Source organism: Modestobacter sp. SYSU DS0290 (assembly GCF_054050955.1).
In genome coordinates, this window is record NZ_JBJHAI010000001.1 from 250,267 (window position 1) to 275,684 (window position 25,418).

Sequence of the window (25,418 nt, forward strand, 5' to 3'; positions counted from 1 at the left end):
GCCACTCGCGAGCTCGCAGCGGGCCCCTGCACCGGAGCCACGCCGTCAACCGGAGGACGACCACGATGAGCATCCAGATCCCGACCGAGCTGCTGCCGAAGGACGGGCGCTTCGGATGCGGGCCGTCGAAGGTCCGGCCGGAGGCGCTGCAGGCGCTGGCGACCGTCGGCGCGGGCCTGATGGGCACCTCCCACCGGCAGGCGCCGGTGAAGGGGCTGGTCAAGCGGGTGCGCGAGGGGCTCACCCAGCTGTTCGACCTGCCCGAGGGCTACTCGGTGGTGCTCGGCAACGGCGGGTCGACGGCGTTCTGGGACGCCGCCACCATCGGGCTGGTGCGCCGCAAGAGCGCGCACGGCAGCTACGGCGAGTTCTCCGCCAAGTTCGCCTCCGCGATCGCCGAGGCCCCCTTCCTCGACGCCCCCACCATCGCCAAGGCCGCGCCGGGTGAGCTGGCGCTGCCGGCCGCCGAGGCCGGGGTCGACGTCTACGGCTGGGCGCACAACGAGACCTCCACCGGCGTGATGGCCCCGGTCGTCCGCCCGGCCGGGGCCGACGACGACGCGCTGGTGCTCATCGACGCCACCTCCGGCGCCGGTGGCCTGCCGGTCGACGTGCAGCAGGCCGACGTCTACTACTTCGCCCCGCAGAAGTCCTTCGCCAGCGACGGCGGCCTGTGGATCGCGCTGATGTCCGCCGCGGCGCTGGAGCGGGTCGCGGAGATCAAGGCCTCGGGCCGCTGGATCCCCGGCTTCCTGGACCTGTCCATCGCGGTGGACAACTCGAGCAAGGACCAGACCTACAACACCCCGGCGGTCGCCACGCTGTTCCTGCTGGCCGACCAGATCGAGTGGATGCTCGGCCTCGGCGGCCTCTCCGGGGCGGTGGCGCGCAGCCAGGAGTCCTCGAGCCGGCTGTACGGCTGGGCGGAGCAGACGGCCTACACGACGCCGTTCGTCGCGGACCCCGACCACCGCTCCCTCGTGGTCGGCACCGTCGACTTCGACGAGTCGGTCGACGCGGCGCTGGTGGCGAAGACCCTGCGGGCCAACGGCGTCGTCGACGTCGAGCCCTACCGGAAGCTCGGCCGGAACCAGCTGCGGGTGGGCATGTTCCCGGCGGTCGACCCCGACGACGTCAGCGCGCTGACCGCCTGCATCGACCACGTCGTCGGCCGCCTGTAGTCACCCGGGCAGCACCCAGGTGTCCTTGCTGCCGGCGTCCTCGTCGGCCAGCAGGGCGTCCTCGTCGGCCGCGACGCAGGTGAGCGGGGCGGGCAGCACCTGGGTGCTGCCGCCGGCGACGGCGAACACCCGCAGGCCCGCGCGCCGCGGCCGGACCACCCCGTCGACGACGGTGGGCACCGTGGAGGGCTCGACCGGCTCCCGGACGACGAAGCGGTGCGGCGCGGCCACCACCTCGGCGTGCAGCTCGGCCAGCTCGGCGGCCGAGCACCGCGGCCCGTGCACCACGCCCTGCCCGCCGTAGCCGTCGACCGGGACCACCACCAGCTCGTGCAGCCGGTCCCGGACCCGGGCCAGGTGCGCGTCCTCGGCCAGCGACCAGGTGGGCACGCCGGGCAGCACCGGTTCCTCGCCCAGGTAGAAGCGGATCAGCTCGGGCACGTACCGGTGCAGCGCCGGGTCGTCGGCGACGCCGTTGCCCGGCACGTTGGCCAGGGTCAGCCGGCCGGCCCGCACCGCCTGCCCGATCAGCACGCCCAGCGGCGGCCCCCCGGCGGTCAGGTGGCCGGCGAGCTCGCTCTCCTCGACCCGCCGGTACAGGACGTCGACCGGCACCCGCTCCCCGCGCAGCTGGACGGCGACCCCGCCGGCCGGCGTGGCCCACAGGGTGTCCGGGGTGGCCAGCGGCACGCCCATCGCCTCGGCGAGCAGTCGGTGCTCGAACCAGCTGCTGCTGCCCGGCCCGTCGCTGAGCACCGCCAGCCGGGGGGTGCCGCTGCACGCCGGCGGGGCGGCGTCGGCCAGGGCGGCGCGCAGCAGTGCCACGGCTCCGGCCGGGTCGGCCAGTCCCCGCGCCTCGGCGTCGGCGTAGAGACCGGGCAGGGCGGCCCGCCCGCTGTCCCGGCCGGCCAGCGCATGGCCGATGCCGACCGGCATGCGCAGGTCATCGGCGAGCACCACCCAGCCATCGGGCCCCTGCACCAGGTCGCACGCGACCACGGTGGCCCGGGGCCGGGTGGGGGTGCCGAGGTCCACGGCCTCGGGACGGTGACCGGGGCTGGCGGTCACCAGCCGGGCGGGCACCACCCCGGCGCGCACCACCTCCGGGCCGGCGTCCGGGTCGCTGCGGCGCCGGCCGGCCGGGCGGTACACGTCGGCGAGGAAGGCGTTGAGCGCCCGGGCGCGCTGCTCGACCCCGCGCGCGAGGTGCGCCCAGTCGGCGGCGGGGAGCAGCCGTGGCACCGGGCACAGCGGCAGCGGGCGTTCGGTGAGCCGCCCGTCCAGCCAGCTGCCCACGACGACGCCCCGCATCCGGCGTTCCTCCGCGACCGAGGCCACGGTGGTGGCGATCCCCCCGCTGCCCAGCTCGTCCAGTACGCGCGCCACCGGAGCCCACTCGGGGCGCACCCGGCCGGACTCGTCGACCGCCTCGTCGGCGGCCGACCCGGGGTAGCGCGCGAAGACACCCGCGGTCTCGCTCATCGCCGGTCGTCTCCTGCGGGGTGGACCGGGGGGCGGACCGGCGGCTGGCTCACAACCAGCGATCGAACCACTCGGTCACCCGCTCCGACAGGTGCAGCACGTTCTCCCGCCCCACGATCGTGTGACCCTCCCCCCGGAAGAGGAGCAGCTCCGCGGGGGCGTTGCGCGCCGCGAGCGCCTGGTGGGCCTGCACCGACTCCGCCACCGGCACGTTGGTGTCCCGGTCGCCGTGGGTGAGCAGCACCGGGGCGCGGAGCCGGTCGAGCATCGTCATCGGTGAGATCGCGGCGAGCATGTCCCGGTCGGCGACCGGGTCGCCGTACTCGGTGACCGACGCCGCCGCCATCCACGGCTCGGTGCCCGCGAAGAAGGTCCGCAGGTCGCTCATCCCGGCCAGCGTCACGCCGGTGGCGAACAGCTCAGGCCAGCGGGTCAGCGCGACCAGCGTCAGGTAGCCGCCGTAGGACCAGCCGTACGCCCCGACGCGCCCGGGGAGCGCGATTCCGCTGGTGACCAGGTGGTCGACGGTGGCCGGGACGTCGGCGAAGGACGCCTCGCGGGCGTACCGGTCGTCGGCGGCCATGAAGGCGTGCCCCCGGCCACCCGAGCCCCGGACGTTCGGTGCGAAGACGGTGAGCCCCGCCGCGACCAGCGACTGCGCGAGCGGCGAGAACGCCGGCCGCTCCTGCCCCTCGGGGCCACCGTGGAAGCTGACCACGGTGCGGTTGGGGCCCTGCACGTCCCGCGGGGTGTACAGCCACCCGTCGAGCTCGGTGCCGTCGGACGAGCGGTACTCGCAGCGCACCGGGGTGACCAGCAGGCGCGGGTCCGGCCGGCGGGGCGTGGAGGGCAGCGGCGCGGGCAGCTCCCCCTCGTCGTCCAGGGACACCCGGTAGAGCGCGCGGGGCGCCGTCGGACCGGTCAGCTCGGCGAGCAGCGTCCGCCCGTCGGCCGCCAGCGACCAGCCGGGCATGACCGGCTGCGGCAGCGGCACCGACCGGACCAGCCCGCCGTCGGCGACCCGGCGGATCTCCAGCTCGGTGACGCCGGCGACGTTCCACACGCAGATCACCGTGCCGTCGAGGCGGACCGCGTAGGCGTCCAGGTCGGCGTCGGGCCGGGCGATGAGCACCTCGGCCTCCCCGGGCACGCGCTCCTCCCCGTGCAGCGGCACCCGCAGCAGCGCCGTCCGGTCGCTGCGGGGCAGGCCCGGCCGGGCCGGCAGCGCGGCCCGCAGGAAGACCCCCGCACCGTCGAGGGCGAACCGGCCGTCCTCGCTGGCCGCCCCACCGGGCGCCCCGAGCGGGACGACCCGCCGCTGCACGCCGGAGGCGATGTCGACGATCACCACGTGCCGGTGTCCCCGGGGCCCGCGCCGGGCCAGCAGGGTGCGCTCGTCGGCGGCGACGGCGGTGACCGCGAGGAACCCGCCACGGGCCAGCGTGCGGTGCGCCCCGCTGACCACGTCGACCAGCACCACGTCGGCGTCGGGGCCGTCGCCCGGGGCGATCGAGCAGACGTAGTGGCCCGGTTGCAGCGTCCAGCCGCCGGCGAACACCGTCGCGCGCGGGTCCTCCCCGGCGACCAGGTGCCGGTCGGTGCCGTCCGGGCGCACCGCCCAGAGCTCGGCGCAGATCGAGCCGCCCGGGCTGACCAGGTAGGCCAGCCACTCGCCGTCCGGCGACCAGGCGACCGAGACGACCTCCTCGTCGGCGGCCGAGAGCACCGCCGGCGGGGTGTGCTGGTCGAGCGCGGCCACCTCCAGCCGGGGCAGCCCGGAGCGGTCGCTGACGTAGGCGATCCGGTCACCCGACGGTGCCAGCGCCGGCGTCCAGGCCCCGGAGGCGCCGGCGATCTCGGCGATCGCCAGCCGCACGGCGGTGGAGAGGCCGGTCCGGCGCAGCACGTCGGTCAAGGCGTCTCCTCGTCAGCGTCGGTCATGGACCCGGCCTCGGTCGGCGGCCGGCCCCGGGGGGCGTCGGAGAGTGGAGCAGACACCGGCGGCGCGGCCTTCCGCACCACGCCGCGAGCTCCCTCACACGCCGGTCAGCGGATCCCGTGCCGCTGCAGCCACAGTTCCAGCAGCCCCACCTGCCACAGCTGGTTGGCGCCCAGCGTGGTGCGGTGCGCGTTCGGGTCGGCGAGCAGCCGGTCGACGTGCTCGGGGCGGAACAGGCCCCGCTCCCGGGCCTCCGGTGCGTGCAGCGCCGCGCGCACCGTCTCCAGGTAGTCCCCGTGCAGGTCGATGATCGCCGGCACCGGGAAGTAGCCCTTGGGCCGGTCGATGACGTCGGCCGGGATCACCTTCCGGGCGGCGTCCTTGAGCACGCCCTTCCCACCGTGGGCGAGCTTCAGCTCCGGCGGGACGGCGGCGGCGAGCTCGGCGAACTCGTGGTCGAGGAACGGCACGCGGGCCTCCAGGCCCCAGGCCATCGTCATGTTGTCCACGCGCTTGACCGGGTCGTCGACGAGCATGACCGTGGAGTCCAGCCGCAGCGCCTTGTCCAGCGCCGTGTCCGCGCCGGGCCGGGCGAAGTGCTCGGCGACCAGCTGCCGGCTGACGTCGTCCGCGGTGAGCCACTGCGGGGAGAGCACCTGGGCCAGCCGGCTGTGCGGCTGGTCGACGAAGTGCCGGGTGTAGACGTCGAGGGCCTGGTCGGCGGGGACGTCGGCCAGCGGCGGGTACCAGTCGTAGCCGGCCATCACCTCGTCGGCGCCCTGGCCGCTCTGCACCACCTTCACGTGCTGGCTCACCTGCTGGGAGAGCAGGTAGAAGGCGACGGCGTCGTGGCTGACCTGCGGCTCGCTCATCGCCGCGATCGCCCCGTCGAGCCCGGCGTGCACGTCGGCGCTGGGGATCATCAGCCGGTGGTGGTCGGTCTCGAAGGTCTTCGCGACGACGTCGGAGTAGACGAACTCGTCACCCGAGCGCTCCCCCACCGCCTCGAAGCCGATGGAGAAGGTGGCCAGGCCCTTCTGGCCCTCCTCGGCGAGCAGGCCGACGACCAGGCTGGAGTCGATCCCGCCGGAGAGCAGCACCCCGACCGGGACGTCGGCGACCATCCGCCGGCGGACGGCGACCCGCAGCGACTCCAGCACCCGCTCCTGCCACTCGACCGGGTGCAGTCCGGCGAGCTCGGGACGCCGCTCGTGCACCGGGCGCCAGTACTCCCAGTCGGTCTCGGTGCCGTCGGGGAAGTAGGTGCGCACGGTCGCCGGCGGCAGCTTCCCGACCCCGGCCAGGATCGTGCGCGGCGCGGGGACGACGGCGTGGAAGGACATGTAGTGGTGCAGCGCCACCGGGTCGATCGTGGTGTCGACCCCGCCGGCGCGGACCAGGGCGGGCAGCGACGAGGCGAACCGCAGCCGGCCCGGGCCCCGGCTCAGGTACAGCGGCTTGATCCCGAAGCGGTCGCGCGCCATGACCACGCGCCCGGTGTCCCGCTCGACGACGACGAAGGCGAACATGCCGAGGAAGCGCTCGACGCACTCGCGGCCCCACCGGTGGTAGGCCTTGAGCACGACCTCGGTGTCGGAGGTGGAGAAGAACCGGTAACCGGCGGCCTGCAGCTCGGCGCGCAGCTCCTTGTAGTTGTAGATGATCCCGTTGAAGACCATCGTCAGCCCGAGCTCGGCGTCCACCATCGGCTGCGCCGCGGCGTCGGTCAGGTCGATGATCTTCAGCCGCCGGTGGCCCAGCGCGACCGGACCGGCCTGCCAGCCGCCGGAGCCGTCCGGTCCCCGTCGCTGCAGCTGGTCGCACATCGCGGCCACCGCCGCCATGTCGGCCACACCGCCGTCGAACCGGACCTCACCGGAGATGCCGCACACGTGCTCCCCTTCCGCTCGTCGCGGAGGCGCCGCACCGCGCCGTCCGTCTGACCACCATCCCCCGCGGGTGTTTCCTGCACATGACCCGGCCGGGGCTCGGCGAACGCCGAAGGGTCCATTCTGGTCGAGCCGTGGCCAGCCTGCGACCGCACCGTCGCGCTCGGTCGAGGGAACGGCGGCCCCCGTTGTCGAGGCGACGCGCCGGACCGGGCGTGTCCGTGGCGCGGGTCGCCCGGGCGGCCGATAGCGTTGTCCTGGTCCGTTCCCCCGGACCCGCACCGGACCCTGCTGGAGGTCGCCCCTCATGCGCGCACTGCGCCTCGTGGCGCTCTCCGACGACGGCAAGCACCTGGTGCTCGCCGCCGCCGCGGCCCTCCCCGCCGACACGTCGGCCCCGCCGGAGGACGGCGAGCGGTTCGAGCTGCCCATCGACGACCGCCTGCGGGCGGTGCTGGGCGAGGACTCCCGGCGCCCCGGGCAGACCGCGATCGACCTGGGCGACCAGCTGCCGCCGCGGGTGATCCAGGCCCGCATCCGGGCCGGGGAGTCCCCGGAGGAGGTCGCGCAGGCCTCGGGCACCCGGGTCGAGCGGATCATGCGCTTCGCCTACCCGGTGCTGCAGGAGCGGGCGCGGGTCGCCGAGCAGGCCCGCGAGGCGCGGGTGCGGCTGTCCGACGGCACCCCCGGCGTCCCGCTGGAGCACTTCATGTCCGAGCGGCTGCGGCTGCTGGGCACCGACGTCGACGCCATCCGCTGGGACGCCCACCGCACCGAGGACGGCTCGTGGCAGGTGCGCGCCGACTGGAGCGCGGGTGAGAAGTCCGGCAGCACTCGCTGGCGCTATGACATCCCGGCCAAGTCGGTCGCCCCGGTCGACGCCACCACCACCGACTTCGCCGAGGGCACGCGGCTGGTCCGGGTCGTCCCCGACGTCCCGGCCGGGCTGCCCGCCACGCCGGCTCCCCGCCGCGGGATCTCCGTGGTCCGCGCCGGCGAGGAGGCGGAACCGGTCCCCGCCGAGCCCCACCCCGCCGACGACGCAGCGGTCGACGCCGACGGCGACGCCGGCTCCCCCGCCGCCGGGACGGCCGTGGCCGCTCCCGGGGCCGCGCCGGTCGCCGCCGACGAGATCGACCCGGACACCCAGGACACCGTGGTGCTCGGCCGGCTCGCCGACCGCGACGGCGGGCACGAGTTCGAGGACGAGAACGACCCGCGCGCCCGGATCCCCGCCTGGGAGGACATCGTCTTCGGCGTCCGCCGGCGCCGCTGAAGAAGGACCTCCCTGCAGGGGCCGTAAACCGGTCGGAACTGTCCGTCTCCGGGCATAGCCTGCGCTGGCCATGACCGAGACCCCCGCGCCCGCCGACCCCGAGCGGGGGCGGCTCACCGCGCTCACCCGGCTGTGGCCCTTCGCGCGCCCCTACCGCCGGCTGATCGCGCTGACCTTCGCGGCGGCGCTGCTGGCCAGCCTGACCCAGCTGGTGGTCCCGCTGGTGGTGCGCGCCATCGTGGAGGGCCCCATCGCCGAGGGCGACCGCGGGGCGCTGGTCCCGCTGCTGGCCCTGACCCTGCTGTTCGGGCTCGCCGAGGCCGCGCTGTTCTTCCTGCGCCGCTGGGCGATGAACGTCAGCAGCCTGCAGATCGAGCGCGACCTGCGCGACACGCTGTACCAGCGACTGCAACGGCTCCCCGTCGCCTTCCACGAGGGCTGGTCCTCGGGGCAGCTGCTCTCCCGCGCCACCTCCGACGTCTCCACCATCCGGCGGTTCGTCGGGTTCGGGGCGGTCTTCCTGCTGGTCAACCTGATCACCTGCGTCGTCGTCGGCGCCCTGCTGGTGGCCATCCACTGGCCGCTGGGCCTGGCCGTGCTGGCCACCAGCGCGCCGCTGGTGGTCCTCGGGATGCGGTGGGAGAAGCGCTACAACACCGAGTCGCGCCTGGTGCAGGACGAGCAGGGCGAGCTGGCCACCGACGTCGAGGAGGCCGTGCAGGGCATCCGGGTGGTCCGGTCGCTGGGCCGCAGCGGCCTGGTCTTCGGCCGCTACGACCGCAAGGCGGTGCGGCTGCGCGACCTGCAGCTGGGCAAGGTCCGCACGCTGGCGCTGATCTGGTGCCTGTTCGAGTTCCACCCGCAGGTCACCCTCGCGCTGATCCTGGTCGGCGGCGCCCTGGCGGTGAGCAGCGGCGCCATGACCGCCGGTGCGCTGATCGGGTTCGTCGCGCTCTTCACCGTGCTGCTCTGGCCGATCCTCTCCCTCGGCTTCCTGCTCGCCCAGGCCCAGGAGGCCGCCAGCGCCTGCGACCGCGTCGGCGAGCTGCTCGACGCGCCGCTGACGGTCACCGACCGCCCCGGCGTGCGGCCGCAGCCGGTGGGCACGCCGGCCCGGCTGCGCTTCGAGCACGTCTCCTTCCGCTTCCCCGGCACCGGCGAGCCGGTGCTGCGCGACGTCGACCTCGACGTCGCCCCCGGGGAGACGGTCGCGCTGGTGGGCGCGACCGGGTCGGGCAAGACGACGGCGACGGCGCTGGTCGCCCGCCTGTACGACGTCACCGGTGGCCGGGTGACCCTCGACGGCTCCGACGTGCGCGACCTGCCGCTGGCGCAGCTGCGCAGCGTGGTGGCGACGGCGTTCGAGGAGGCCACGCTCTTCTCGATGAGCGTGCGGGAGAACGTCACGCTCGGCCGGCCCGGCGCCGGGGACGCCGAGGTCGAGGAGGCCCTGCGGATCGCGCAGGCCGGGTTCGTGCACGACCTGCCCTGGGGGCTGGACACCCGGATCGGCGAGCAGGGGCTGTCCCTGTCCGGCGGCCAGCGGCAACGCCTCGCGCTGGCCCGCGCCGTGCTCGGCCGGCCGTCGGTGCTGGTGCTCGACGACCCCCTGTCCGCCCTCGACGTGCACACCGAGGCGCTGGTCGAACGGGCGCTGCGCGAGGTGCTCGCCGAGACGACGGCGCTGGTGGTCGCCCACCGGGCGTCGACGGTGCTGCTGGCCGACCGGGTGGCGCTGCTCGAGCACGGCCGGATCACCGCGGTGGGGCCGCACAGCGAGCTGCTGGCCACCGTGCCGGCCTACCGCGACCTGCTCTCCTCGGCGCCGGAGCTGGCCGGGGCCGGCGAGGGAGGTGCCCGGTGACCACCCCGGGCACGGGGGCGGCCGCCACGACCTCCCCCGGCGGGGCGCCGGCGGACGCGCACGCCGACTGGCGCGGCGTCGCCGCGGAGGACGCCGGCGAGCTGAGCAGCTCGGCCAGCACCTTCCTGCGCGGTCGCTCCCGCCGGCTGCTGGGTGAGCTGCTGCGGCCGCACCGCCGGGCGCTGTGGGCGTTGCTGGCGGTCATCGTGGCGCAGAACGTCGCGTGGCTGGCCGGCCCGCTGCTCATCGGCATCGGCATCGACGTCGCGGTGCCGGCGCTGCAGGACGGCGACCCCTGGCCGCTGGTCTGGACCACCGCCGCGATGGTCGGCGCGGCCTGCGCCGACGCCGGGCTGCGCTACCTGTTCCTCACCGGCTCGGGCCGGGTCGGCCAGGCGGTGCTGCTCACCCTGCGCCGCCGGGTGTTCACCCACGTGCAGCACCTGCCGCTGTCGTTCCACGAGCGCTACACCTCGGGCAAGACGATCAGCCGGCTGACCAGTGACGTGGAGGCCCTGGCCGAGCTGCTCGACGAGGGCCTGGACGGGCTGCTCACCGCGCTGTTCAGCATCGTCGGCATCGGCATCGTCCTGCTGGTGCTCGACCTGCCCCTCGGGCTGGTCGCACTGCTCGGCTTCCCCGCGCTGTTCCTCATCGGCCGCTGGTTCCAGCGCAACTCGACCATCGCCTACCGCCGCACCCGGGAGACCGTCGCCGCGCTGATCGTGCAGTTCACCGAGACCTTCGGCGGCATCCGGGCGGTCCAGGCGTTCCGCCGCGAGCCGCGCAACGACGAGCTGCACACCGAGCTGAACGAGGCCAACCGGCGCGCCCACCACCACGCCTTCTGGCTGATCGCCGTCTTCGTCCCGGCGGTCACCACGGTGGCCAACCTGGTCACCGTGGGCGTGCTCGGGCTGGGCGCGCTGCGGGTGATGGACGGCGACCTGCGGGTCGGTGTCCTGCTGTCCTTCCTGCTCTTCCTGCGCCGGTTCTTCGACCCGCTGCAGGACATCGCGATGTTCTACAACAGCTACCAGTCGGCCAGCGCCGCGCTGGAGAAGCTGTCCGGGGTGCTGGAGGAGCGCTCCACGGTGCCCGAGCCGGCCGACCCCACGCCGCTCCCCTCCCCCGCCGGGGAACTGGTCTTCGACGGGGTGCGGTTCGGCTACGGCGCGGCCACCGTGCTCCCGGAGCTCGACCTGACCCTCCCGGCCGGGCAGACGGTGGCCCTGGTCGGTGCCACCGGCGCCGGGAAGTCGACCCTGGCGCGGCTGGCCGCCCGGTTCTACGACCCGGTCGCCGGGCAGGTGCCCGTGGACGGGGTGCCGCTGGACCGGCTGGCCGACGCCGACCTGCGCCGCGCGGTGGTGATGGTGACCCAGGAGAGCTTCCTGTTCTCCGGCTCGATCGCCGACAACATCGCCTTCGGCCGCCCGGACGCCACCCGCGCCGAGGTGGAGGCGGCCGCCCGGGCGATCGGCGCCGACACCTTCATCCGCGCGCTGCCCGAGGGGTACGACACCGACGTGCGCAAGCGCGGCGGCCGCCTGTCGGCCGGTCAGCGGCAGCTGGTCAGCTTCGCCCGGGCCTTCCTCGCCGACCCCGCCGTGCTGGTGCTCGACGAGGCCACCAGCTCCCTCGACGTGCCGAGCGAGCGGCTGGTGCAGCGCGCCCTGCAGACCCTGCTGGCCGACCGGACCGCGCTGATCATCGCCCACCGGCTCTCCACCGTGGAGATCGCCGACCGGGTGCTGGTGATGGAGGCCGGCCGGGTGGTCGAGGACGGCGCTCCCGCCGAGCTGGTCTCCGGCACCGGCCGGTTCGCCGGCCTGCACCGCGCCTGGGCCGACAGCCTGGCATGACCGCGGGCCCGGCCGGAACACGCCGTCCCCGGAGGTCGTTCCGGTGGTGAACGGTTCGTCGTCCGCGGTGGACGCACGGGTGCCCGGATCCTCCGGACGCCGCCGCCACCGGACCGACCCGGAACGGAGGAAGACGTGTCAGCTTCGGTCTCGATGCCGCTCGGCGGCGTGCAGGTGGGGTCCTACGACGACTACCAGCAGGCCCAGCGCGCGGTGGACCACCTCTCCGACCAGAAGTTCCCGGTGGAGAACGTGACGATCATCGGCAGCGACCTGCGGCTGGTGGAGAAGGTCACCGGGCGGCTCACCTGGGGCCGGGCCATCGGCGCGGGCGCGGCCAGCGGCGCCTGGTTCGGTCTGTTCGTCGGCCTGCTGCTGGGCATCTTCGCCCCCGACGGCAGCAGCTGGGTCGGCTCGGTGCTCACCGGCCTGCTGATCGGCCTGGTCTTCGGCGCCGTGTTCGCGGCGGTGGGCTACGCGGCCACCGGCGGCCGGCGTGACTTCACCAGCACCAGCCAGACGGTGGCCGGTCGCTACGACGTGATGTGCCACCCGCAGTTCGCCGAGCAGGCCCGCGCGGAGCTCGCGCGACTCTCCCTGCGCGGCTGAGCCTCAGCGGGACGGCGGCCGGGGAGCCGCCGTCCCGACGGGCGGGTCAGCTGCCGCCCAGGCCGATCCCGCCGCGCTGCCCCTGCGCGTCGGCGCCGCGGTAGGCGTCGACGTCGCCGCGCACCGCACCCCGGCTCACGCCCCCGGAGATGTCGCCGCGCACCCGGGCCCCGCGGGCCCTGGTGCGCCGGTCCATCCACCACGCGCCGCCCAGCAGCACGACCAGCACCAGCCCGGTGACCACCCAGAACGTCATGGCGGAACGGTAGTGGTCCGGATCACCGTTGACCAGCGCCTCGGCGGGCCGGTCAGCGCAGCGCCGCGAAGGCGATCGCCGCCGCCGCGGCCACACCCAGGGAGTCCACGCCGCTGCGCATCGGGATCCGGGCCCGCACCTGCGCCGCCGCCTGGGCCTCCGCGGTGAGCCCGGGGCCCTCCGCGCCGAGCAGCACCGCGGTGCGCGGGTGCGCGACCGGGTCCACCTCGGCGAGGTCGACCGCGTCCGGCGCGGGCGTGAGGGCGACCGTGCGGTAGCCCGCGGCGTGCAGCTGCGCCAGGCCGGCCGGCCAGTCCGGCAGCACCGCGAAGGGCAGCGACAGCACGTGCCCCATCGAGACCCGCACTGCACGCCGGTAGAGCGGGTCGGCGCAGCGGGGGTCCAGCAGCAGCCCGTCGACGCCCAGCGCCACCGCCGAGCGGGCGATCGAGCCGAGGTTCTCGTGGTCGTTGAGCGCCTCGAGCACCGCCAGCCGCCGCGGCGCCGCCGGGTCCGGGCCGGCGAGCAGCTCCGCCAGCGGCGTCGGTGCACGGCGGTCCGCGGAGGCCAGCACGCCGCGGGTCAGCCGGAACCCGATGACCTCCGAGAGCACCCACTTGTCGGCCTCGAACGCCGCGACGCCGTCCGGGAGGTCGAGTGCGGCGACCCGGCCGGGCACCCCGAAGACCGCGCGCACCCGGTACGGCGAGGCGAGCAGCCGCTCCACGGCGGGGACGCCCTCGACGATCACCGGCCCGGTGCCCCGTTCGGTGCCGGGGCGGCGGTCGCCGGCCACGAGGTCACGGAAGTCGGCCACCCGCTCGTCGGCCGGGTCGGTGATCAGCACGGGCTCGACGGACACGGCGCCGATCATCCCTGCCGCCGTCCAGCGGCGATCAGGTGACCTGATCGTGCGTGCTCCTGGCTCCCGCTGGGAGGTGAGCCAGGAGCACGCACGGTGAGCTGAGCTGATCCCGGGGCGGGCCCCAGCGGGCGGGACTGCGCCCCGCCCCGCAGGATCGCCGCGTGGACTCCCTGAGCACCGTGGTCATCGGCGCGGGCATCTCGGGCATCGCCTGCGCCCGGGCCCTCGCGGCAGCCGGCCGGCCGGTGCGGGTGCTCGACCGCGGGCGCCGGCCGGGCGGGCGGATGGGCGGGCGCACCCTGCACGGGCGCCCGGTCGACCTGGGCGCCTCCTACCTCACCGCCGGGGAGGACTCCCCGCTCCGCCCCGTCGTCGACGACTGGGTGCGCCGCGGGCTGGCCCACCCGTGGACCGACACCTTCGCCGTCGCCGGTCCCGGCGGGATCGAGCGGACCACCACCGGGCCGGTGCGCTACGGCACCCCCGGCGGCCTGCGCAGCCTCGTCGCCGACCTGGCCGAGGGGCTGGACGTGGTCACCGAGCGCACGGTGACGGCGGTGGGCAGCGGCGACATCCCCACGGTGGACGGCGACCCGGTGGCCGCCGCCGTGCTGGCGGTGCCCGACCCGCAGGCGGCCCGGCTGCTGGCCGAGGGCGACCCGGTGCGGGCCCGGCTGGACGCCGACGGCTGGCGCCCCGCGATCGCGGTCGCCCTCGGCTGGCCGGAGCGGCGCTGGCCGGCCGACCTGCACGGCGTATTCGTGCACGACCACGCCGACCTGGAGTGGGTGGCCGACGACGGCGCCCGGCGCGGCGACGGCGCCCCGGTGCTGGTCGCGCACACGACCGCGGAGCTGGCCGCCGGTCACCTGGACGACCCGGCGGGCGTGGTCCCGGCGGTGGTCGCCGCCGTCCGGCAGCTCCTCGGCGTCACCGGCGATCCGCAGTGGACCCATGCGCACCGGTGGGCGACCGCCCGGCCGGGCACCCCGCGCGAGGAGCCGTTCCTGCTCGCCGACGGCGTCGGGGTGTGCGGCGACGGCTGGTCGGCACCGCCGAGGGTGGAGAGCGCCTTCCGGTCCGGCACCGAGCTGGGCCGGGCCCTGGTCACGGTCACGGCGCGCTGACCGGGCGCTGGGACCCCCTCTCCCGGGGGAGGCCGCCGGTGCCGGGCCTGCGGTCGTGCGGCGATCGGGCCGATGCTCCCCCGGTGTCGAGCCGCACTCCACCTGAGGCCGGGGGAAGCCGTGCCCGGTGGGGCGTCTTCCCGCGGCTCGCCGTGGGCATGGCACTGCTCGGCCTCGCCGTCGGCGCGGTGTTCCCGCTGTTCGCCGAGCTCCTGGGCGTGCCGGCCCGGTACGCCGGCGCCCCCTCGTTCCGCACCGCCTGCCTGGCTGCCGGGCTGGTCCTCGGCGGCGCCAACTGGCTGCTGGTGCGGGCGGTGCTCGGCCGCCGGCTGCGGGTGCTCGCCGACCGGCTGACCGCCGTGGCCCGGACCGTCGGTGACCCGGTGGCCGGCGGCGGTGACACCACGAGACTGAGCCTGCCGGTCGAGTCGGCCGACGACCTGGGGACGACGGTCACGGCGTTCAACGCCTTGCTGACCGCCCTGGAGCGCGAGCGCCGCTTCCGGTCGGTGGTGCACGCGACCAGTGACGTGATGGCCCTGCTCGACGCAGCCGGGGAGGTCGCGTTCGTCTCCGACTCGGTCACCGACGTGCTCGGCTGGGCGCGGGAGGACGTCGTCGGCCGCAACGTGCGGCAGCTGCTGCACGCCGAGGACGGCGACCTGTTCACCCCCGAGGGGCACCTGGTCATCCGCGACCAGGACCGGTCGCAGGTGTTCGTGGTGCAGGCCCTGCACCGGGACGGTGGCTGGCGGCACCTGGAGGTCAGCTCCTCCGACCGCCGGGACGACCCGGTGATCGATGGTGTGCTGCTGACCGCCCGTGACGTCACCGAGCGGCTGGAGCTGCAGCGCCGGCTCTCCTTCCAGGCCACGCACGACGACCTGACCGGCCTGCCGAACCGGGCCGCGGTGCTCGACCGGGCCGACGCCCTCCTCGCGGACCCCCGCGGCCGGGGCCGGCTGGCCGTGGTCTTCCTGGACCTCGACGGGTTCAAGGAGGTCAACGACACCCTCGGCCACGGGCACGGCGACCAGCTGCTGGCCCAGGTCGGGCCCCGGCTGCGGCCGGTGGTGCGCGACGGCGACCTGGTGGGCCGCCTCGGTGGGGACGAGTTCGCCGTCCTGATGCCGGGGGTGAGCCCGGCGGAGGCGGTGTCGGCCGCGACCCGGCTGCGGGCGGCGCTGCAGCAGCCGTTCCCGGTGGAAGGCCACCAGCTGGACGTCGACGCGAGCCTCGGCATCGCGGTCTCCGGCCCCGACGCGGCCGACACCGAGACGCTGTTCCGGCAGGCCGACATCGCGATGTACCGGGCCAAGGCCGGCCGCACGGGGGTCGCGCTCTTCGGGGCTTGACGCCACCGGCCGCCGGTGCTGAACTCAACACGCGTTGAGTTCAGCAGTCGTTGAGTTCTGGGAGCCGGTATGGACGCCGCCGTGACCGTCACCGACCTCGTCGTGCACCGGGGGGACCGCCGGGTGCTGCACGGGCTGGGCTTCGCCGCGCCACCCGGTCAGGTCACCGGGCTGCTGGGCCCCAGCGGCAGTGGGAAGACGACGCTCCTGCGCGCCGTCGTCGGGGTGCAGCGGACCACCTCGGGACGGGTCACCGTGCTCGGCGAGCCGGCCGGGGCCCGGGCGCTGCGCAGCCGGGTCGGCTACGTCACCCAGGCGCCCAGCGTCTACCCGGACCTGACCGTGCGGGAGAACGTCCACCACTTCGCGGCGCTCGCCGGGCGGGCCGGAGCCGACGCCGACGCCGCGCTGACCGACGTCGGCCTGGGCACGGCGGCCCGCCAGCTGGTCGGTGACCTCTCCGGCGGGCAGCGCGGCCGCGTCTCGCTGGCCTGCGCCCTGGTCGCCCGGCCGGACCTGCTGGTCCTCGACGAGCCCACCGTCGGGCTGGACCCGGTCCTCCGGGTCGAGCTGTGGGAGCTGTTCCACGGCCTCGCCGCCGGCGGGACGACGCTGCTGGTCTCCAGCCACGTGATGGACGAGGCCGGCCGCTGCGACCGCCTGCTGCTGCTGCGCGACGGGCGGCTGCTCAGCGACTCCACGCCCGCACAGCTGCGCGCCGAGGCCGGCACCGACGACCTGGAGCAGGCGTTCCTGACCCTGATCCGGCAGACCGGGCAGGTGGCGGCGTGACCGCCCCGCTGCACCCCGCGCTGGCCGGGGCCACCGCCGCCCGGGTGCTGCGACAGCTGCGTCACGACCACCGCACGGTGGCGATGCTGCTGGTGCTGCCCAGCGCCCTGCTGGGCCTGCTGTACCTGGTCTACGCCGACGTGCCCGCCGTCCCCGGGCAGCCGGACACCTTCGACCGGGTGGGGCTGACCATGCTCGGCGTCCTGCCGTTCGTGGTGATGTTCCTGGTCACCAGCATCGCGATGCTGCGGGAACGCACCACCGGCACCCTCGAACGGCTGCTCACCACCCCGCTGTCCCGCGGTGACCTGCTGGCCGGCTACGGCGCCGCGTTCGGGTTGGCCGCAGCGGCACAGGCGGCGGTGACGGTGACCGTCGCGACCACGCTGTACGACCTGGACGTCGCCGGTCCGGCCGTCCTGGTCGTGCTGATCGCCGTCGTCGACGCCGTGCTCGGTGTCGCCCTCGGCCTGCTGGCCAGCGCCTTCGCCCGCAGCGAGTTCCAGGCGGTGCAGTTCATGCCGGTGGTCGTGCTGCCGCAGTTCTTCCTGTGCGGGCTGCTCGTGCCGCGCGAGCAGCTGGCCGGCTGGCTGCAGCCGGTGAGCGACGCCTTGCCGCTCACCCACGCCGTCGACGCGCTGCGGGAGGTGGGCGGCTCCGCCCTCGCCACGGGCACGATGTGGACCGACGTCGCCGTCGTGGCCGGCGCCGCGCTGCTCGCCCTCGGGCTGGCGGCGACCACGCTGCGGAGGAGGACCAGTTGAGCGACCCCGCACCCCGCCGCCGGTCCACCGGACGGCGCCCGGGCAACCCCGGCACCCGGGAGGCGGTGCTCGCCGCGGCGCGCGACGCCTTCGCCGAACGGGGGTTCGACGCCGCCTCGATCCGGTCGATCGCCACCGCCGCCGGGGTCGACCCCGCGCTGGTGCACCACTACTTCGGCAGCAAGGACAAGCTCTTCCTCGCCGCGGTCGAGGCGCCGGCCGACCCGGCGGAGCTGCTGCCCGAGGTGCTGGCCGGCGGGACGGCGGAGCTCGGGGCGAACGTCGTCCGGATGCTGCTGCGGGTCTGGGACGGCCCGGCGCGCGTCGGCGGCCTGGCCCTGGTCCGCTCGGCGGTGAGCAACGAGTGGACGGCCCGGTTGCTGCGCGAGTTCCTCACCGCCCAGGTGCTCCGCCGGGTGCTGGGCACGCTGGACCTGCCACCGGCCGAGGCGGAGGCGCGCGGCGCGCTGGCCGCCTCGCAGCTGGTCGGGGTCGTGATGACCCGCTACGTGCTGCGGATCGAGCCGCTGGCCTCCGCGGGACCCGAGGAGCTGGTGGCCGCGATCGGGCCCACGGTCCAGCGGTACCTCACCGGGGACGTGCAGCTGCCGGGGAACGGGCCGGGCAGCGCCTAGGCTCCCGCCCTGATGAGCGAGTCGGGCGCGGCGGCGGTCTGCCGGGGCGTGGTCAAGACCTACCGGACGGCGACCGAGTCGGTCACCGCGCTGGACGGCGTCAGCCTGGAGATCCCGCGCGGCCGGGTGACCGTGGTGGTCGGGCCGTCCGGGTCGGGCAAGTCCTCGCTGCTGCGGCTGATCGCCTGCATCGACTCCCCCGACGACGGCCAGGTGCTGGTCGCCGGGCAGCGGGTGGACCGGCTGCGCCCGCGGGCCCGGCGGCGGCTGCGCCAGCGCCAGGTCGCCTACCTGTTCCAGCGGCCCGGGGAGAACCTGCTCCCCTACCTCGACGCCCTCGCCCAGGTGCGGCTGGCCGCCCAGCTGCGCGGTGCCCCGGTGACCGACGCGGAGGCGACCGCCCTGCTGGACCGGCTGGGGCTGGGCGGCCGCGCCGACCACCGCCCCGCGCAGCTCTCCGGCGGTGAGCAGCAGCGGCTCGCGGTCGCCTGCGGGGTGGTCGGCGGCCCGGCGCTGGTGGTCGCCGACGAGCCCACCGCCGAGCTGGACACCGCCGCGGCCGAGCGGGTGCTCGCCGCGATGGAGGAGCTGGCCGCGGGTGGGGTGGGGTTCGTCGTCTCCTCGCACGACCCGCGGGTGATGGCGGTCGCCGACGGGTTCATCCGGCTCGACCACGGCAGGCTGGTGACCGCGTGAGCCGCGGCGGGTTCACCGGCACCGGGCTGGCCAAGCGGTACCGGCGGGGTGCGGAGACCGTGGCCGCGCTGGCCGGGGTCGACCTGTCGGTGGCCGCCGGGGAGTTCGTCGCACTGGTCGGCCCCTCGGGATCGGGCAAGTCGACGCTGCTGGCCCTGCTCTGCGGCTGGGAGACCGCCGACGCCGGGGAGCTGGCCTACGCCGGTGACCTGGCCGGCCGGCGCCCGGACACCCTCGGCTGGCCGGAGCTCGCCCTGGTGCCGCAGGCGCTCGGGCTGGTCGCCGACCTCAGCCTCGCCGACAACGTGCTGCTGCCCGCCCGGCTGCGCGGCACGCTGGCCGCCGACCAGCCGCGGGCCGCCGGCCTGCTGGCCGGCTTCGGCCTGGGCCACCTGGCCGACCGGTACCCGCACCAGGCCTCCCTCGGTGAGCAGCAGCGGGTCGCCGTCGCCCGGGCGCTGCTGCTGCGCCCGGCGGTGCTGCTGGCCGACGAGCCCACCGCCCACCAGGACCGCGGCCACGCCGACCGGCTGCTGGACGCCGTCCGGGCCGCCGCCGACGACGGCGCCGCCGTGCTGGTCGCCACGCACGACGAGATCGCCTGGTCCCGTGCGGACCGGGTGCTGTCGATGCGCGACGGGGTCGTGACCGAGGGGGCCCGCCCGTGAGCCGGCCGCCGCTGTGGCGGCTCGCGCCGTGGACCCGGGCGCCGCTGCTGGGGCTGCGCTCCCCCGCCGCCGTGGTCGCCGTCCTGGTGACCACCGCGATCCTGGCCTGCGCGGTCGCCTCCGCGCCGTTGTTCCTCTCCTCCGCCCGCTCCGCGGCGCTGCAGCAGCAGCTCGCGCAGCGCTGCGCCGAGGTCGGCTGGGGGCAGACCGGGGTCGAGTCGGTGCTCGCCGACCCCGACGACGGCACGCCGCTGTACGGCACCGACGGGCAGCGGCCCCCCGTCGACCAGGCGCTGCTCGACGCCTGGGCCGAGCGCGGGCGCACCGCCGTGCCCGCGCTGGGCACCGCGCTCATCGGCCAGTCCGGCGTCCAGGCGATCCCCCTGCTGCTGGCCGGGCCGGACGGCGAGCCGCTCAGCACCCTCGTGACCGCGCTGTACCGGCCCGACCTGGCGGGACACATCGAGCTGCTCGACGGCGACACGGGCGCCCCCGGGCTGCTCCTGCCGCGGACCGTGGCCGACGGTGACGACCTCGCCGTCGGCGACCAGCTCACCGCCGGCGGCGCCCTCTTCCCGGTCGCGGGGGTCTACACCGACCTGGCCGACACCCCGGACGACCCGTACTGGTGCGACTACGAGCTGCTGTTCCTCAACGAGGCCTCGGCCAACAGCGCGCCCCCGCCGGTGGTGCTGGCCACCGACGAGGAGACCTTCTACCGGCTGGCCACCGCCACCGTCGGTGCCCGCCGGCTGCAGCAGGTCCAGGTCGACCCGGGCACCCTGTCGGTCACCGACGCCGAGCAGCTGCTGACCGAGCAGGCGGAGGTGCAGGCCGTCGCCGACGCCGAGATCGCCCGCCTCGGGCCACAGGCGGCCGGGCCGGTGGTCAACGACCGGATGCCCGACGCGATCGAGCGGGCCCGGCTGATCGAGCGCGGCCTGCGCGGGCCGGTGATCCCGGTGGCGGTGGCCGGGGCCCTGCTGGCGCTGGTGCTGGTCGCCGCCGCCGGCAGCTTCTGGGCCGACCGACGCGTCACCGAGGTGCGGCTGCTCGCCGCCCGCGGCGTGGGCCCGGTGCCGCTGGCCGGCAAGGCCGCGCTCGAGCTCGGGGTGCCCGCGCTGGCCGGCGCGGCGCTCGGCTGGGCGGCGTCCCGGCTGCTCGTGGCCCGGCTCGGCCCGGCCGACGACCTGGACCCCGCGGCCACCACCGCGGCGCTCTGGGCCGGCGTGGCTGCGTTCGTCGTCGGGCTGGCCGCCGCCTCACTGGTCGCCGGGCTGCGCGCCCGCGGCACCGCCGAGCGGCCGCTGGGCGCCGCTCCCCGGTGGCCGGCCCGGGTGCCGTGGGAGGTGGCGCTGCTGCTGGCCGCGGCCTGGTGCTGGCTGCTGCTCGAGGGCCGCGAGGCCGTCGTCGACGAGGCCGGCGTCGCCCAGGTCAACGGGCTGCTCGTGGCCTTCCCGCTGCTGGCGATCGCCGGCGCCGCGGCGCTGCTCGCCCGGCTGCTCAGCGCCGGCCTGCCCCGGCTGCGGCGCTGGGCGGGGCGCCGCTCCCCCGCCGTCTTCCTCGCCGTCAACCGGCTCGGCGCCGCCCGGCTGACCACCACCACCCTGCTGGTCGCGGTCACCCTGCCGGTCGCCGTCCTGGGCTACACCGCCACCCTGACGGCGAGCGCGCAGACCACCCTGGAGGCGAAGGTGGGCGTGCAGATCGGCGCGGACGCCGCGGTCACCTCGCTCTCCCGGTTCGGCTCCACCCCGGCCATCGACACGGCGGGCACGCTGGTCGAGCGCTACGAGGCCGACGCCGTGGGCCCCGACGGGTCGCGCACCGACGTCCAGGTGCTCGGCGTCGACCCGGACACCTTCGCCGGCACCGCCTTCTGGGACGACTCGTTCGCCGACCGTCCGCTGGCCGACCTGCTGGCCGAGCTGACCGGCCCGACCGTCGACGGCCGGCTGCCGGTGGTCGCCGCCGGCCTGCCCGCCGGCGACGACCCCGGGCTGCGGCTGGGCCGGATGGAGCTGCCCGTGCAGGTCGTGGCCACCGCGCAGGTGCTGCCCGGCCGGCGGATCGCCGGCCCGGTCGTGCTGGTGGCCGCCGACCGGCTGCCCGACGTCCCCCGGGAGGCCGGCGCGGAGCGGCGGGGCGAGATCTGGACGAACGGCGACCCGGATGCCGCGGTCACCGCCCTGGTCGACGCCGGGGGCGCGCGCCACCGCACCCTCACCCCGCCGCTGGTGCTCAACACCGCGAACTTCCTCGGCATCACCTGGACCTTCGGCTACCTGTCGGCGCTGGCGGTCTTCGTCGGCGTGATCGCCGTCGGCGGGCTGCTGCTGTACCTGGAGGCCCGCTCCCGCACCCGGGTGTCGGGCTACGTGATGGCCCGCCGGCTCGGGCTGACCCGGGCGGCGCACCTGCGGTCGCTGCTCGTCGAGCTCGCCGGCGTGGCGCTGGCCGGAGTGCTGCTGGGCGCCGTGCTCGCCGCGGGCGCCATCGCGCTGGTGTACCGGCGGCTCGACGTCGACCTGCTGCGCCCGCCCACCCCGCTGCTCGACGTCCCGTGGACGGCGGCGGCCGCGACGGCCGTGGTCGTGCTGGTGGTGGCCGGGCTGGCGGCGCTCTACGCCCAGCGCGCCGCCGACCGGGCCGACCCCGCCACCGTGCTGCGCCAGTAGAAGGACCACCCTGCTCCCCAGCCCTCGCTCCGCTCGGCCCGGGCCCCTGCAGGATGGCCGTTCCATCCGCTAGCGGGGGGCGCGGGCGAGCTGGCGGCTCTGCGCGACCAGCCGGCCGGTGGAGTCCCAGATCCGGTAGTCCTCGTCCAGCCAGCCACCGGCGATCTCCCCGGCGCGGGCCTCCACCAGGCACCAGCCCGGCGCCGGCAGCGCGCGCAGGAGCACCTGCAGCTGCACCGTCGGGGCCCACCCGAACCGGCCCAGCGCCCAGCTGGTGGGCGGCAGCGCGTCGGCGAAGGCGACCAGCGCCAGCGGGTCCGGTTCCCGGTCGTCGGTGAAGCGCAGCCAGGCCCGCAGCACCGGCTCGGTCCCCGGCTGCCCCAACGCCCAGCCGGCGCTCGCCGGGTCCAGCCGGACGTCGATCCGGTGCACCAGCCCCGGCACCTGGATCTGCGGCGGCGCCAGGTGCGCGTGCTCGGCGATCGACAGGCACTGCTCGACCGGGGCGATCACCGGCCGCGGGGCGACCACCGACGGCGCCTCGTCGCCCAGGGTCGCCGTCGTCGCCTGCACGGTGATCGCCGGGCCGGCGTCGTCGGCGAGCACCACCTGGCTGTGCGCCACGGTGCGTCCGGCCGGGCCGGGGACGACGGTGAGCGACGCGGGGCCGGCGGCGGGCGCACGCAGGTAGCTGGCCGACAGCGCCACCGGGTGCGGGTGCGGCGACTCGAGCACCGCGGCCCGGGCAGCGACCGAGAGCAGGTAGCCGCCGTTGAGGATCCCGCCGCCGACGTCCCAGCCGGGGTCCAGCTCGGCGGTCAGGCCGCCGGCCTCGGTGCGGGCCACGGCGGTGGCGGCGTCGAACGCGGTGGCGGGCTGGTCTGTCTGCGTCACGCCGGACAGCGTGCCAGGCGTCCGGCGTCCCGGGTCAGCGGGCGACCGGCCAGGCGGTGACCCGCTCGTAGCGCGGCGACGGGCCGAGGTGGCTGCGCCACAGCACCACCTCGGTCACCGGCCACCCCGGTCCCCGGTGTCCCCGCAGCCGGTCGGGGAGGTCGCCGTCGGCGGGCTGCCCGGGGCGCCACCGGCCCACGGTCAGGTGCGGCCGGAACGGCCGGTCCTCCACGGGCAGGCCGACGCCGCGGGCGGCACCGGCGAGCCGGTCGGCCAGCACGGTCAGCGGCGCCACGTCGCCGGTGACCCCGACCCAGCAGACGGCGGGACGGCGCCGTGAGCCGAACCGCCCGCCCTCGGCCAGCGCCAGTGACATCGCCGGCGCCGCCGCGACGGCCGGCCCGACCGCGTCGAGCAGCGGCGGCAGCGCTCCGGCGGGCACCTGCCCGAGGAACACCAGGGTCAGGTGCCAGCGCTCCGGTGGCGTCCAGCGCGGCGCCCCCGGCGCCTCGCGCAGCGGCCGCAGCGCCCGGTCCAGCTCCGCCACGGCGTCCGGTGGTGGATCGACGGCGAGGAACAGCCGGCCCGCCGAGCCCGCGGTGGCCGGGCGGGTCAGCGGCCGACCACCAGCCCGGCGGCCTCCAGGGCACCGATCAGCCGGATCCGCTCCAGCTCGCGGTGCTCGGGGGGCACCGCGGCCAGCTGGTGGTCGACCTGCAGCAGGCCCGCGGCCTCGATGAGCACGTCGTCGTAGGCGGCCAGCAGTCCGCGCCGGCGGGCCATCGGCATTCCCCCGGGCACCATCGCCAGCTCGCGGGTCAGCCGCCGGACATCGGCCGCAACGGCCTCCAGCGGACGGCGGGCGGGCATGCCCGGATCGGTGGCGGGGCCGGCTCGCCGGCGGGCCGAGGAGCCGGCGGGGTGGGTGGCGGGACGCCGCGTGGGCGGCCGCGGTGGTGCCTGGCGGCGGGCGAGTTCGCGGGCCTGGGCCCGGCGGCGGGCCGCGCGTCGGTGCTGCAGCTCCCCGGTCGCCCAGCGGACGAGGAGGAGGATCACCAGCACGGCGACGGCGAGGAGCACGGTGAGCACGCCGAGGCGCATCAGCGACGTCCCGACGTCTGCAGAGCCCGACCCTCCCGACGGCACGTCGAAACGGTACGACGGTGTCGCCAAGACCACAACGTGACCAGGTCAGCGCAGCCGGTGAGCTGCCGTCCGAACCGGATCTCAGTGGCCCGGATCCCTCGCCACCTGCTCACCGGGCACCTCCCTGTCGGCCGCCTCGGCCAGCGCGGCGGCCGGGGCGGGCACCGGACGCCGGGCGGCGACGTGCAGCTGCGCGCGCGGCGGGCGGACGCGCAGCTCCAGCCGCACCCGCCGGCCCCGGGCCAGCAGCACCCCGGCGACGACCGCGGCCGCCACGCAGGCCAGCCCACCCGCGATGAAGCCCCAGCGGGCGCCGAGGTGCTCGGACACCCAGCCGATCACCGGTGCCCCCACCGGGGTGCCGCCCATGAAGCAGGTGAAGTACAGCGCCAGGATCCGGCCCCGCATCTCGGGTGCGACACCGAGCTGCACGAAGCTGTTGCTGGCCACGCTGAACACCAGCGCGGCGGCACCGGTCGGCACGAGCAGCACGGCGAACGAGGTCTCGGTCGGCATCAGGCCGGCCACGACGAGGAGCACGCCGAAGGCGCCGGAGGAGACCACCAGGAACCGCTGCAGCGGCCGGGTGCTGCGCCGGGTGGACAGCAGCGCCCCGGACAGCGAGCCGACGGCGTAGCAGGTGGAGAGGAAGCCGAAGGCGGCGGCGCCGAGCCCGTACTCCTCGCGGGCCATCAGCGCGATGGTGATCTGGGTGTTGAAGCCGAAGGTGCCGGCCACGAACGCCAGCGCCATGGCCAGGATCAGGTCGGGATGGCGGCGGGTGTAGCCGAGCGCCTCGCGCAGCTGCCCGCGGGACCGGGCCACCGGTGCGCTCCGGCGCAGCTCGCTGCCGCGCATGGCCAGCAGCGCGGTGATGGTCACCGCGAAGCTCGCGGCGTTGACCAGGAACGCCGGCGCGGTGTCGCCGCCGGAGATGCCGATCAGCGAACCGGCCACCGCCGGTCCGACGAGCCGAGCACCGTTGAAGACGGTGGAGTTCAGGCTGACCGCGTTGGCCAGCCGCTCGGGGCCGACCATCTCCGAGACGAACGACTGGCGGACCGGCATGTCCAGCGAGGACGCCACGCCCAGCGCGCCGGCGAGGAGGTAGACGTGCCAGAGCGCGATCGCGTCGGTGACCACCAGCAGGCCGAGCCCGAGGGCGAGCACCCCCATGACCGCCTGCGTGATCGTCAGGACCCGGCGCTTGTCGTACCGGTCGGCCAGCACCCCGCCGTAGAAGCTGAACAGCAGGGTGGGGGCGAACTGCAACGCGGTGGTGATGCCCAGCGCCACACCGCTGCCGCCGGACAGCTGCAGGACCAGCCAGTCCTGGCCGATCCGCTGCATCCAGGTGCCGGTGAGGCTGACCAGGTTCGCCGAGGCGTACAGCCGGAAGTTGCGGACCTGCAGGGCCGCGAACATTCCCGCCCGTCC

The 25,418-nt window shown here is 76.2% G+C and carries 22 protein-coding genes; 13 read left to right on the forward strand and 9 right to left on the reverse strand.

Translation table 11 applies throughout. The features are described 5' to 3' along the window. Positions 1–65 precede the first annotated feature (65 nt). Positions 66–1,181: a phosphoserine transaminase gene (gene serC, locus ACI795_RS01270; protein ID WP_457073254.1), complete on the forward strand. Its 1,116-nt coding sequence runs from the start codon at positions 66–68 to the stop codon at positions 1,179–1,181. On the opposite strand, the gene ACI795_RS01275 is transcribed toward serC, so the two are convergent. The 3 genes from ACI795_RS01275 to ACI795_RS01285 form a co-directional block, all read right to left on the reverse strand. Then, the gene (locus ACI795_RS01275) at positions 1,182–2,663 is read right to left on the reverse strand and encodes a circularly permuted type 2 ATP-grasp protein (RefSeq protein WP_457073256.1); all 1,482 of its coding nucleotides are present in this window, start codon (positions 2,661–2,663) and stop codon (positions 1,182–1,184) included. It lies immediately after the preceding gene. 49 nt (positions 2,664–2,712) lie between these two features. Next, the gene (locus tag ACI795_RS01280) at positions 2,713–4,569 is read right to left on the reverse strand and encodes a S9 family peptidase (protein ID WP_457073768.1); all 1,857 of its coding nucleotides are present in this window, start codon (positions 4,567–4,569) and stop codon (positions 2,713–2,715) included. A gap of 140 nt (positions 4,570–4,709) precedes the next feature. Continuing rightward, entirely contained in the window at positions 4,710–6,494 is a 1,785-nt protein-coding gene (locus tag ACI795_RS01285) for an N-acetylglutaminylglutamine amidotransferase (RefSeq protein ID WP_457073257.1), read from the reverse strand. Positions 6,495–6,798: 304 nt separating this feature from the next. On the opposite strand from ACI795_RS01285, the gene sepH reads away from it, so the two are divergent. From sepH to ACI795_RS01305, 4 genes are all read left to right on the forward strand, one after another. Further along, entirely contained in the window at positions 6,799–7,767 is a 969-nt protein-coding gene (gene sepH, locus ACI795_RS01290) for a septation protein SepH (RefSeq protein WP_457073259.1), read from the forward strand. A 70-nt stretch (positions 7,768–7,837) separates the two neighbouring features. Continuing rightward, on the forward strand, positions 7,838–9,631 hold the full coding sequence (locus ACI795_RS01295; RefSeq protein WP_457073260.1) for an ABC transporter ATP-binding protein: 1,794 nt from the start codon (positions 7,838–7,840) through the stop codon (positions 9,629–9,631). After that, positions 9,628–11,496, forward strand: a complete 1,869-nt coding sequence (locus ACI795_RS01300) for an ABC transporter ATP-binding protein (protein ID WP_457073261.1) — start codon at positions 9,628–9,630, stop codon at positions 11,494–11,496. Before ACI795_RS01295 ends, ACI795_RS01300 begins: the two co-directional genes overlap by 4 nt. A gap of 135 nt (positions 11,497–11,631) precedes the next feature. Beyond that, complete coding sequence (locus ACI795_RS01305; RefSeq protein ID WP_457073262.1) at positions 11,632–12,105, forward strand: general stress protein; 474 nt, start codon at positions 11,632–11,634, stop codon at positions 12,103–12,105. Between the two features lie 46 nt (positions 12,106–12,151). Here the strand turns inward: ACI795_RS01305 and ACI795_RS01310 are convergent, their stop codons facing one another. Next, entirely contained in the window at positions 12,152–12,361 is a 210-nt protein-coding gene (locus ACI795_RS01310; RefSeq protein ID WP_457073263.1) for a hypothetical protein, read from the reverse strand. A gap of 52 nt (positions 12,362–12,413) precedes the next feature. Next, positions 12,414–13,223 (reverse strand): TrmH family RNA methyltransferase, encoded by an 810-nt coding sequence (locus tag ACI795_RS01315; protein WP_457073264.1) that lies wholly within the window; start codon positions 13,221–13,223, stop codon positions 12,414–12,416. 164 nt (positions 13,224–13,387) lie between these two features. Here ACI795_RS01315 and ACI795_RS01320 point away from each other — a divergent pair, with 164 nt between their 5' ends. From ACI795_RS01320 to ACI795_RS01355, 8 genes are all read left to right on the forward strand, one after another. Continuing rightward, positions 13,388–14,353 carry an NAD(P)/FAD-dependent oxidoreductase gene (locus ACI795_RS01320; RefSeq protein ID WP_457073266.1) on the forward strand — a complete coding sequence of 322 codons (966 nt, stop codon included), beginning with the start codon at positions 13,388–13,390 and terminating at the stop codon, positions 14,351–14,353. Between the two features lie 158 nt (positions 14,354–14,511). Continuing rightward, the gene (locus ACI795_RS01325; protein ID WP_457073267.1) at positions 14,512–15,708 is read left to right on the forward strand and encodes a diguanylate cyclase domain-containing protein; all 1,197 of its coding nucleotides are present in this window, start codon (positions 14,512–14,514) and stop codon (positions 15,706–15,708) included. 81 nt (positions 15,709–15,789) lie between these two features. Beyond that, positions 15,790–16,500, forward strand: a complete 711-nt coding sequence (locus ACI795_RS01330; RefSeq protein WP_457073268.1) for an ABC transporter ATP-binding protein — start codon at positions 15,790–15,792, stop codon at positions 16,498–16,500. Next, on the forward strand, positions 16,497–17,264 hold the full coding sequence (locus ACI795_RS01335) for an ABC transporter permease (protein WP_457073269.1): 768 nt from the start codon (positions 16,497–16,499) through the stop codon (positions 17,262–17,264). Before ACI795_RS01330 ends, ACI795_RS01335 begins: the two co-directional genes overlap by 4 nt. Next, positions 17,261–17,899: a TetR/AcrR family transcriptional regulator gene (locus tag ACI795_RS01340; protein ID WP_457073271.1), complete on the forward strand. Its 639-nt coding sequence runs from the start codon at positions 17,261–17,263 to the stop codon at positions 17,897–17,899. The genes ACI795_RS01335 and ACI795_RS01340 overlap by 4 nt, the downstream gene beginning before the upstream one ends. A gap of 12 nt (positions 17,900–17,911) precedes the next feature. Beyond that, positions 17,912–18,595 (forward strand): ABC transporter ATP-binding protein, encoded by a 684-nt coding sequence (locus tag ACI795_RS01345; RefSeq protein ID WP_457073273.1) that lies wholly within the window; start codon positions 17,912–17,914, stop codon positions 18,593–18,595. Continuing rightward, entirely contained in the window at positions 18,592–19,263 is a 672-nt protein-coding gene (locus ACI795_RS01350) for an ABC transporter ATP-binding protein (protein WP_457073274.1), read from the forward strand. Before ACI795_RS01345 ends, ACI795_RS01350 begins: the two co-directional genes overlap by 4 nt. Further along, positions 19,260–21,941, forward strand: coding sequence for a hypothetical protein (locus tag ACI795_RS01355; protein ID WP_457073275.1), 2,682 nt, complete (start codon positions 19,260–19,262; stop codon positions 21,939–21,941). Before ACI795_RS01350 ends, ACI795_RS01355 begins: the two co-directional genes overlap by 4 nt. 69 nt (positions 21,942–22,010) lie before the next feature. Here ACI795_RS01355 and ACI795_RS01360 read toward each other — a convergent pair whose 3' ends face one another. The 4 genes from ACI795_RS01360 to ACI795_RS01375 form a co-directional block, all read right to left on the reverse strand. Beyond that, positions 22,011–22,835, reverse strand: coding sequence for an acyl-CoA thioesterase (locus ACI795_RS01360; RefSeq protein ID WP_457073276.1), 825 nt, complete (start codon positions 22,833–22,835; stop codon positions 22,011–22,013). A 34-nt stretch (positions 22,836–22,869) separates the two neighbouring features. Next, positions 22,870–23,451, reverse strand: a complete 582-nt coding sequence (gene thpR, locus ACI795_RS01365; RefSeq protein WP_457073769.1) for an RNA 2',3'-cyclic phosphodiesterase — start codon at positions 23,449–23,451, stop codon at positions 22,870–22,872. Next, positions 23,448–23,981, reverse strand: a complete 534-nt coding sequence (locus ACI795_RS01370) for a hypothetical protein (protein WP_457073277.1) — start codon at positions 23,979–23,981, stop codon at positions 23,448–23,450. Before ACI795_RS01370 ends, thpR begins: the two co-directional genes overlap by 4 nt. A gap of 81 nt (positions 23,982–24,062) precedes the next feature. Further along, complete coding sequence (locus ACI795_RS01375) at positions 24,063–25,406, reverse strand: MFS transporter (RefSeq protein WP_457073278.1); 1,344 nt, start codon at positions 25,404–25,406, stop codon at positions 24,063–24,065. Positions 25,407–25,418: the final 12 nt, after the last annotated feature.

Excerpts from the sequence above, each read along its gene's own strand:
- serC (WP_457073254.1), top strand. The coding sequence starts at position 66 with ATGAGCATCCAGATCCCGACCGAGCTGCTGCCGAAGGACGGGCGCTTC.
- ACI795_RS01275 (WP_457073256.1), bottom strand. The coding sequence starts at position 2,663 with ATGAGCGAGACCGCGGGTGTCTTCGCGCGCTACCCCGGGTCGGCCGCC.
- sepH (WP_457073259.1), top strand. The coding sequence starts at position 6,799 with ATGCGCGCACTGCGCCTCGTGGCGCTCTCCGACGACGGCAAGCACCTG.
- ACI795_RS01295 (WP_457073260.1), top strand. The coding sequence starts at position 7,838 with ATGACCGAGACCCCCGCGCCCGCCGACCCCGAGCGGGGGCGGCTCACC.
- ACI795_RS01310 (WP_457073263.1), bottom strand. The coding sequence starts at position 12,361 with ATGACGTTCTGGGTGGTCACCGGGCTGGTGCTGGTCGTGCTGCTGGGC.
- ACI795_RS01325 (WP_457073267.1), top strand. The coding sequence starts at position 14,512 with ATGGCACTGCTCGGCCTCGCCGTCGGCGCGGTGTTCCCGCTGTTCGCC.
- ACI795_RS01345 (WP_457073273.1), top strand. The coding sequence starts at position 17,912 with ATGAGCGAGTCGGGCGCGGCGGCGGTCTGCCGGGGCGTGGTCAAGACC.
- ACI795_RS01375 (WP_457073278.1), bottom strand. The coding sequence starts at position 25,406 with ATGTTCGCGGCCCTGCAGGTCCGCAACTTCCGGCTGTACGCCTCGGCG.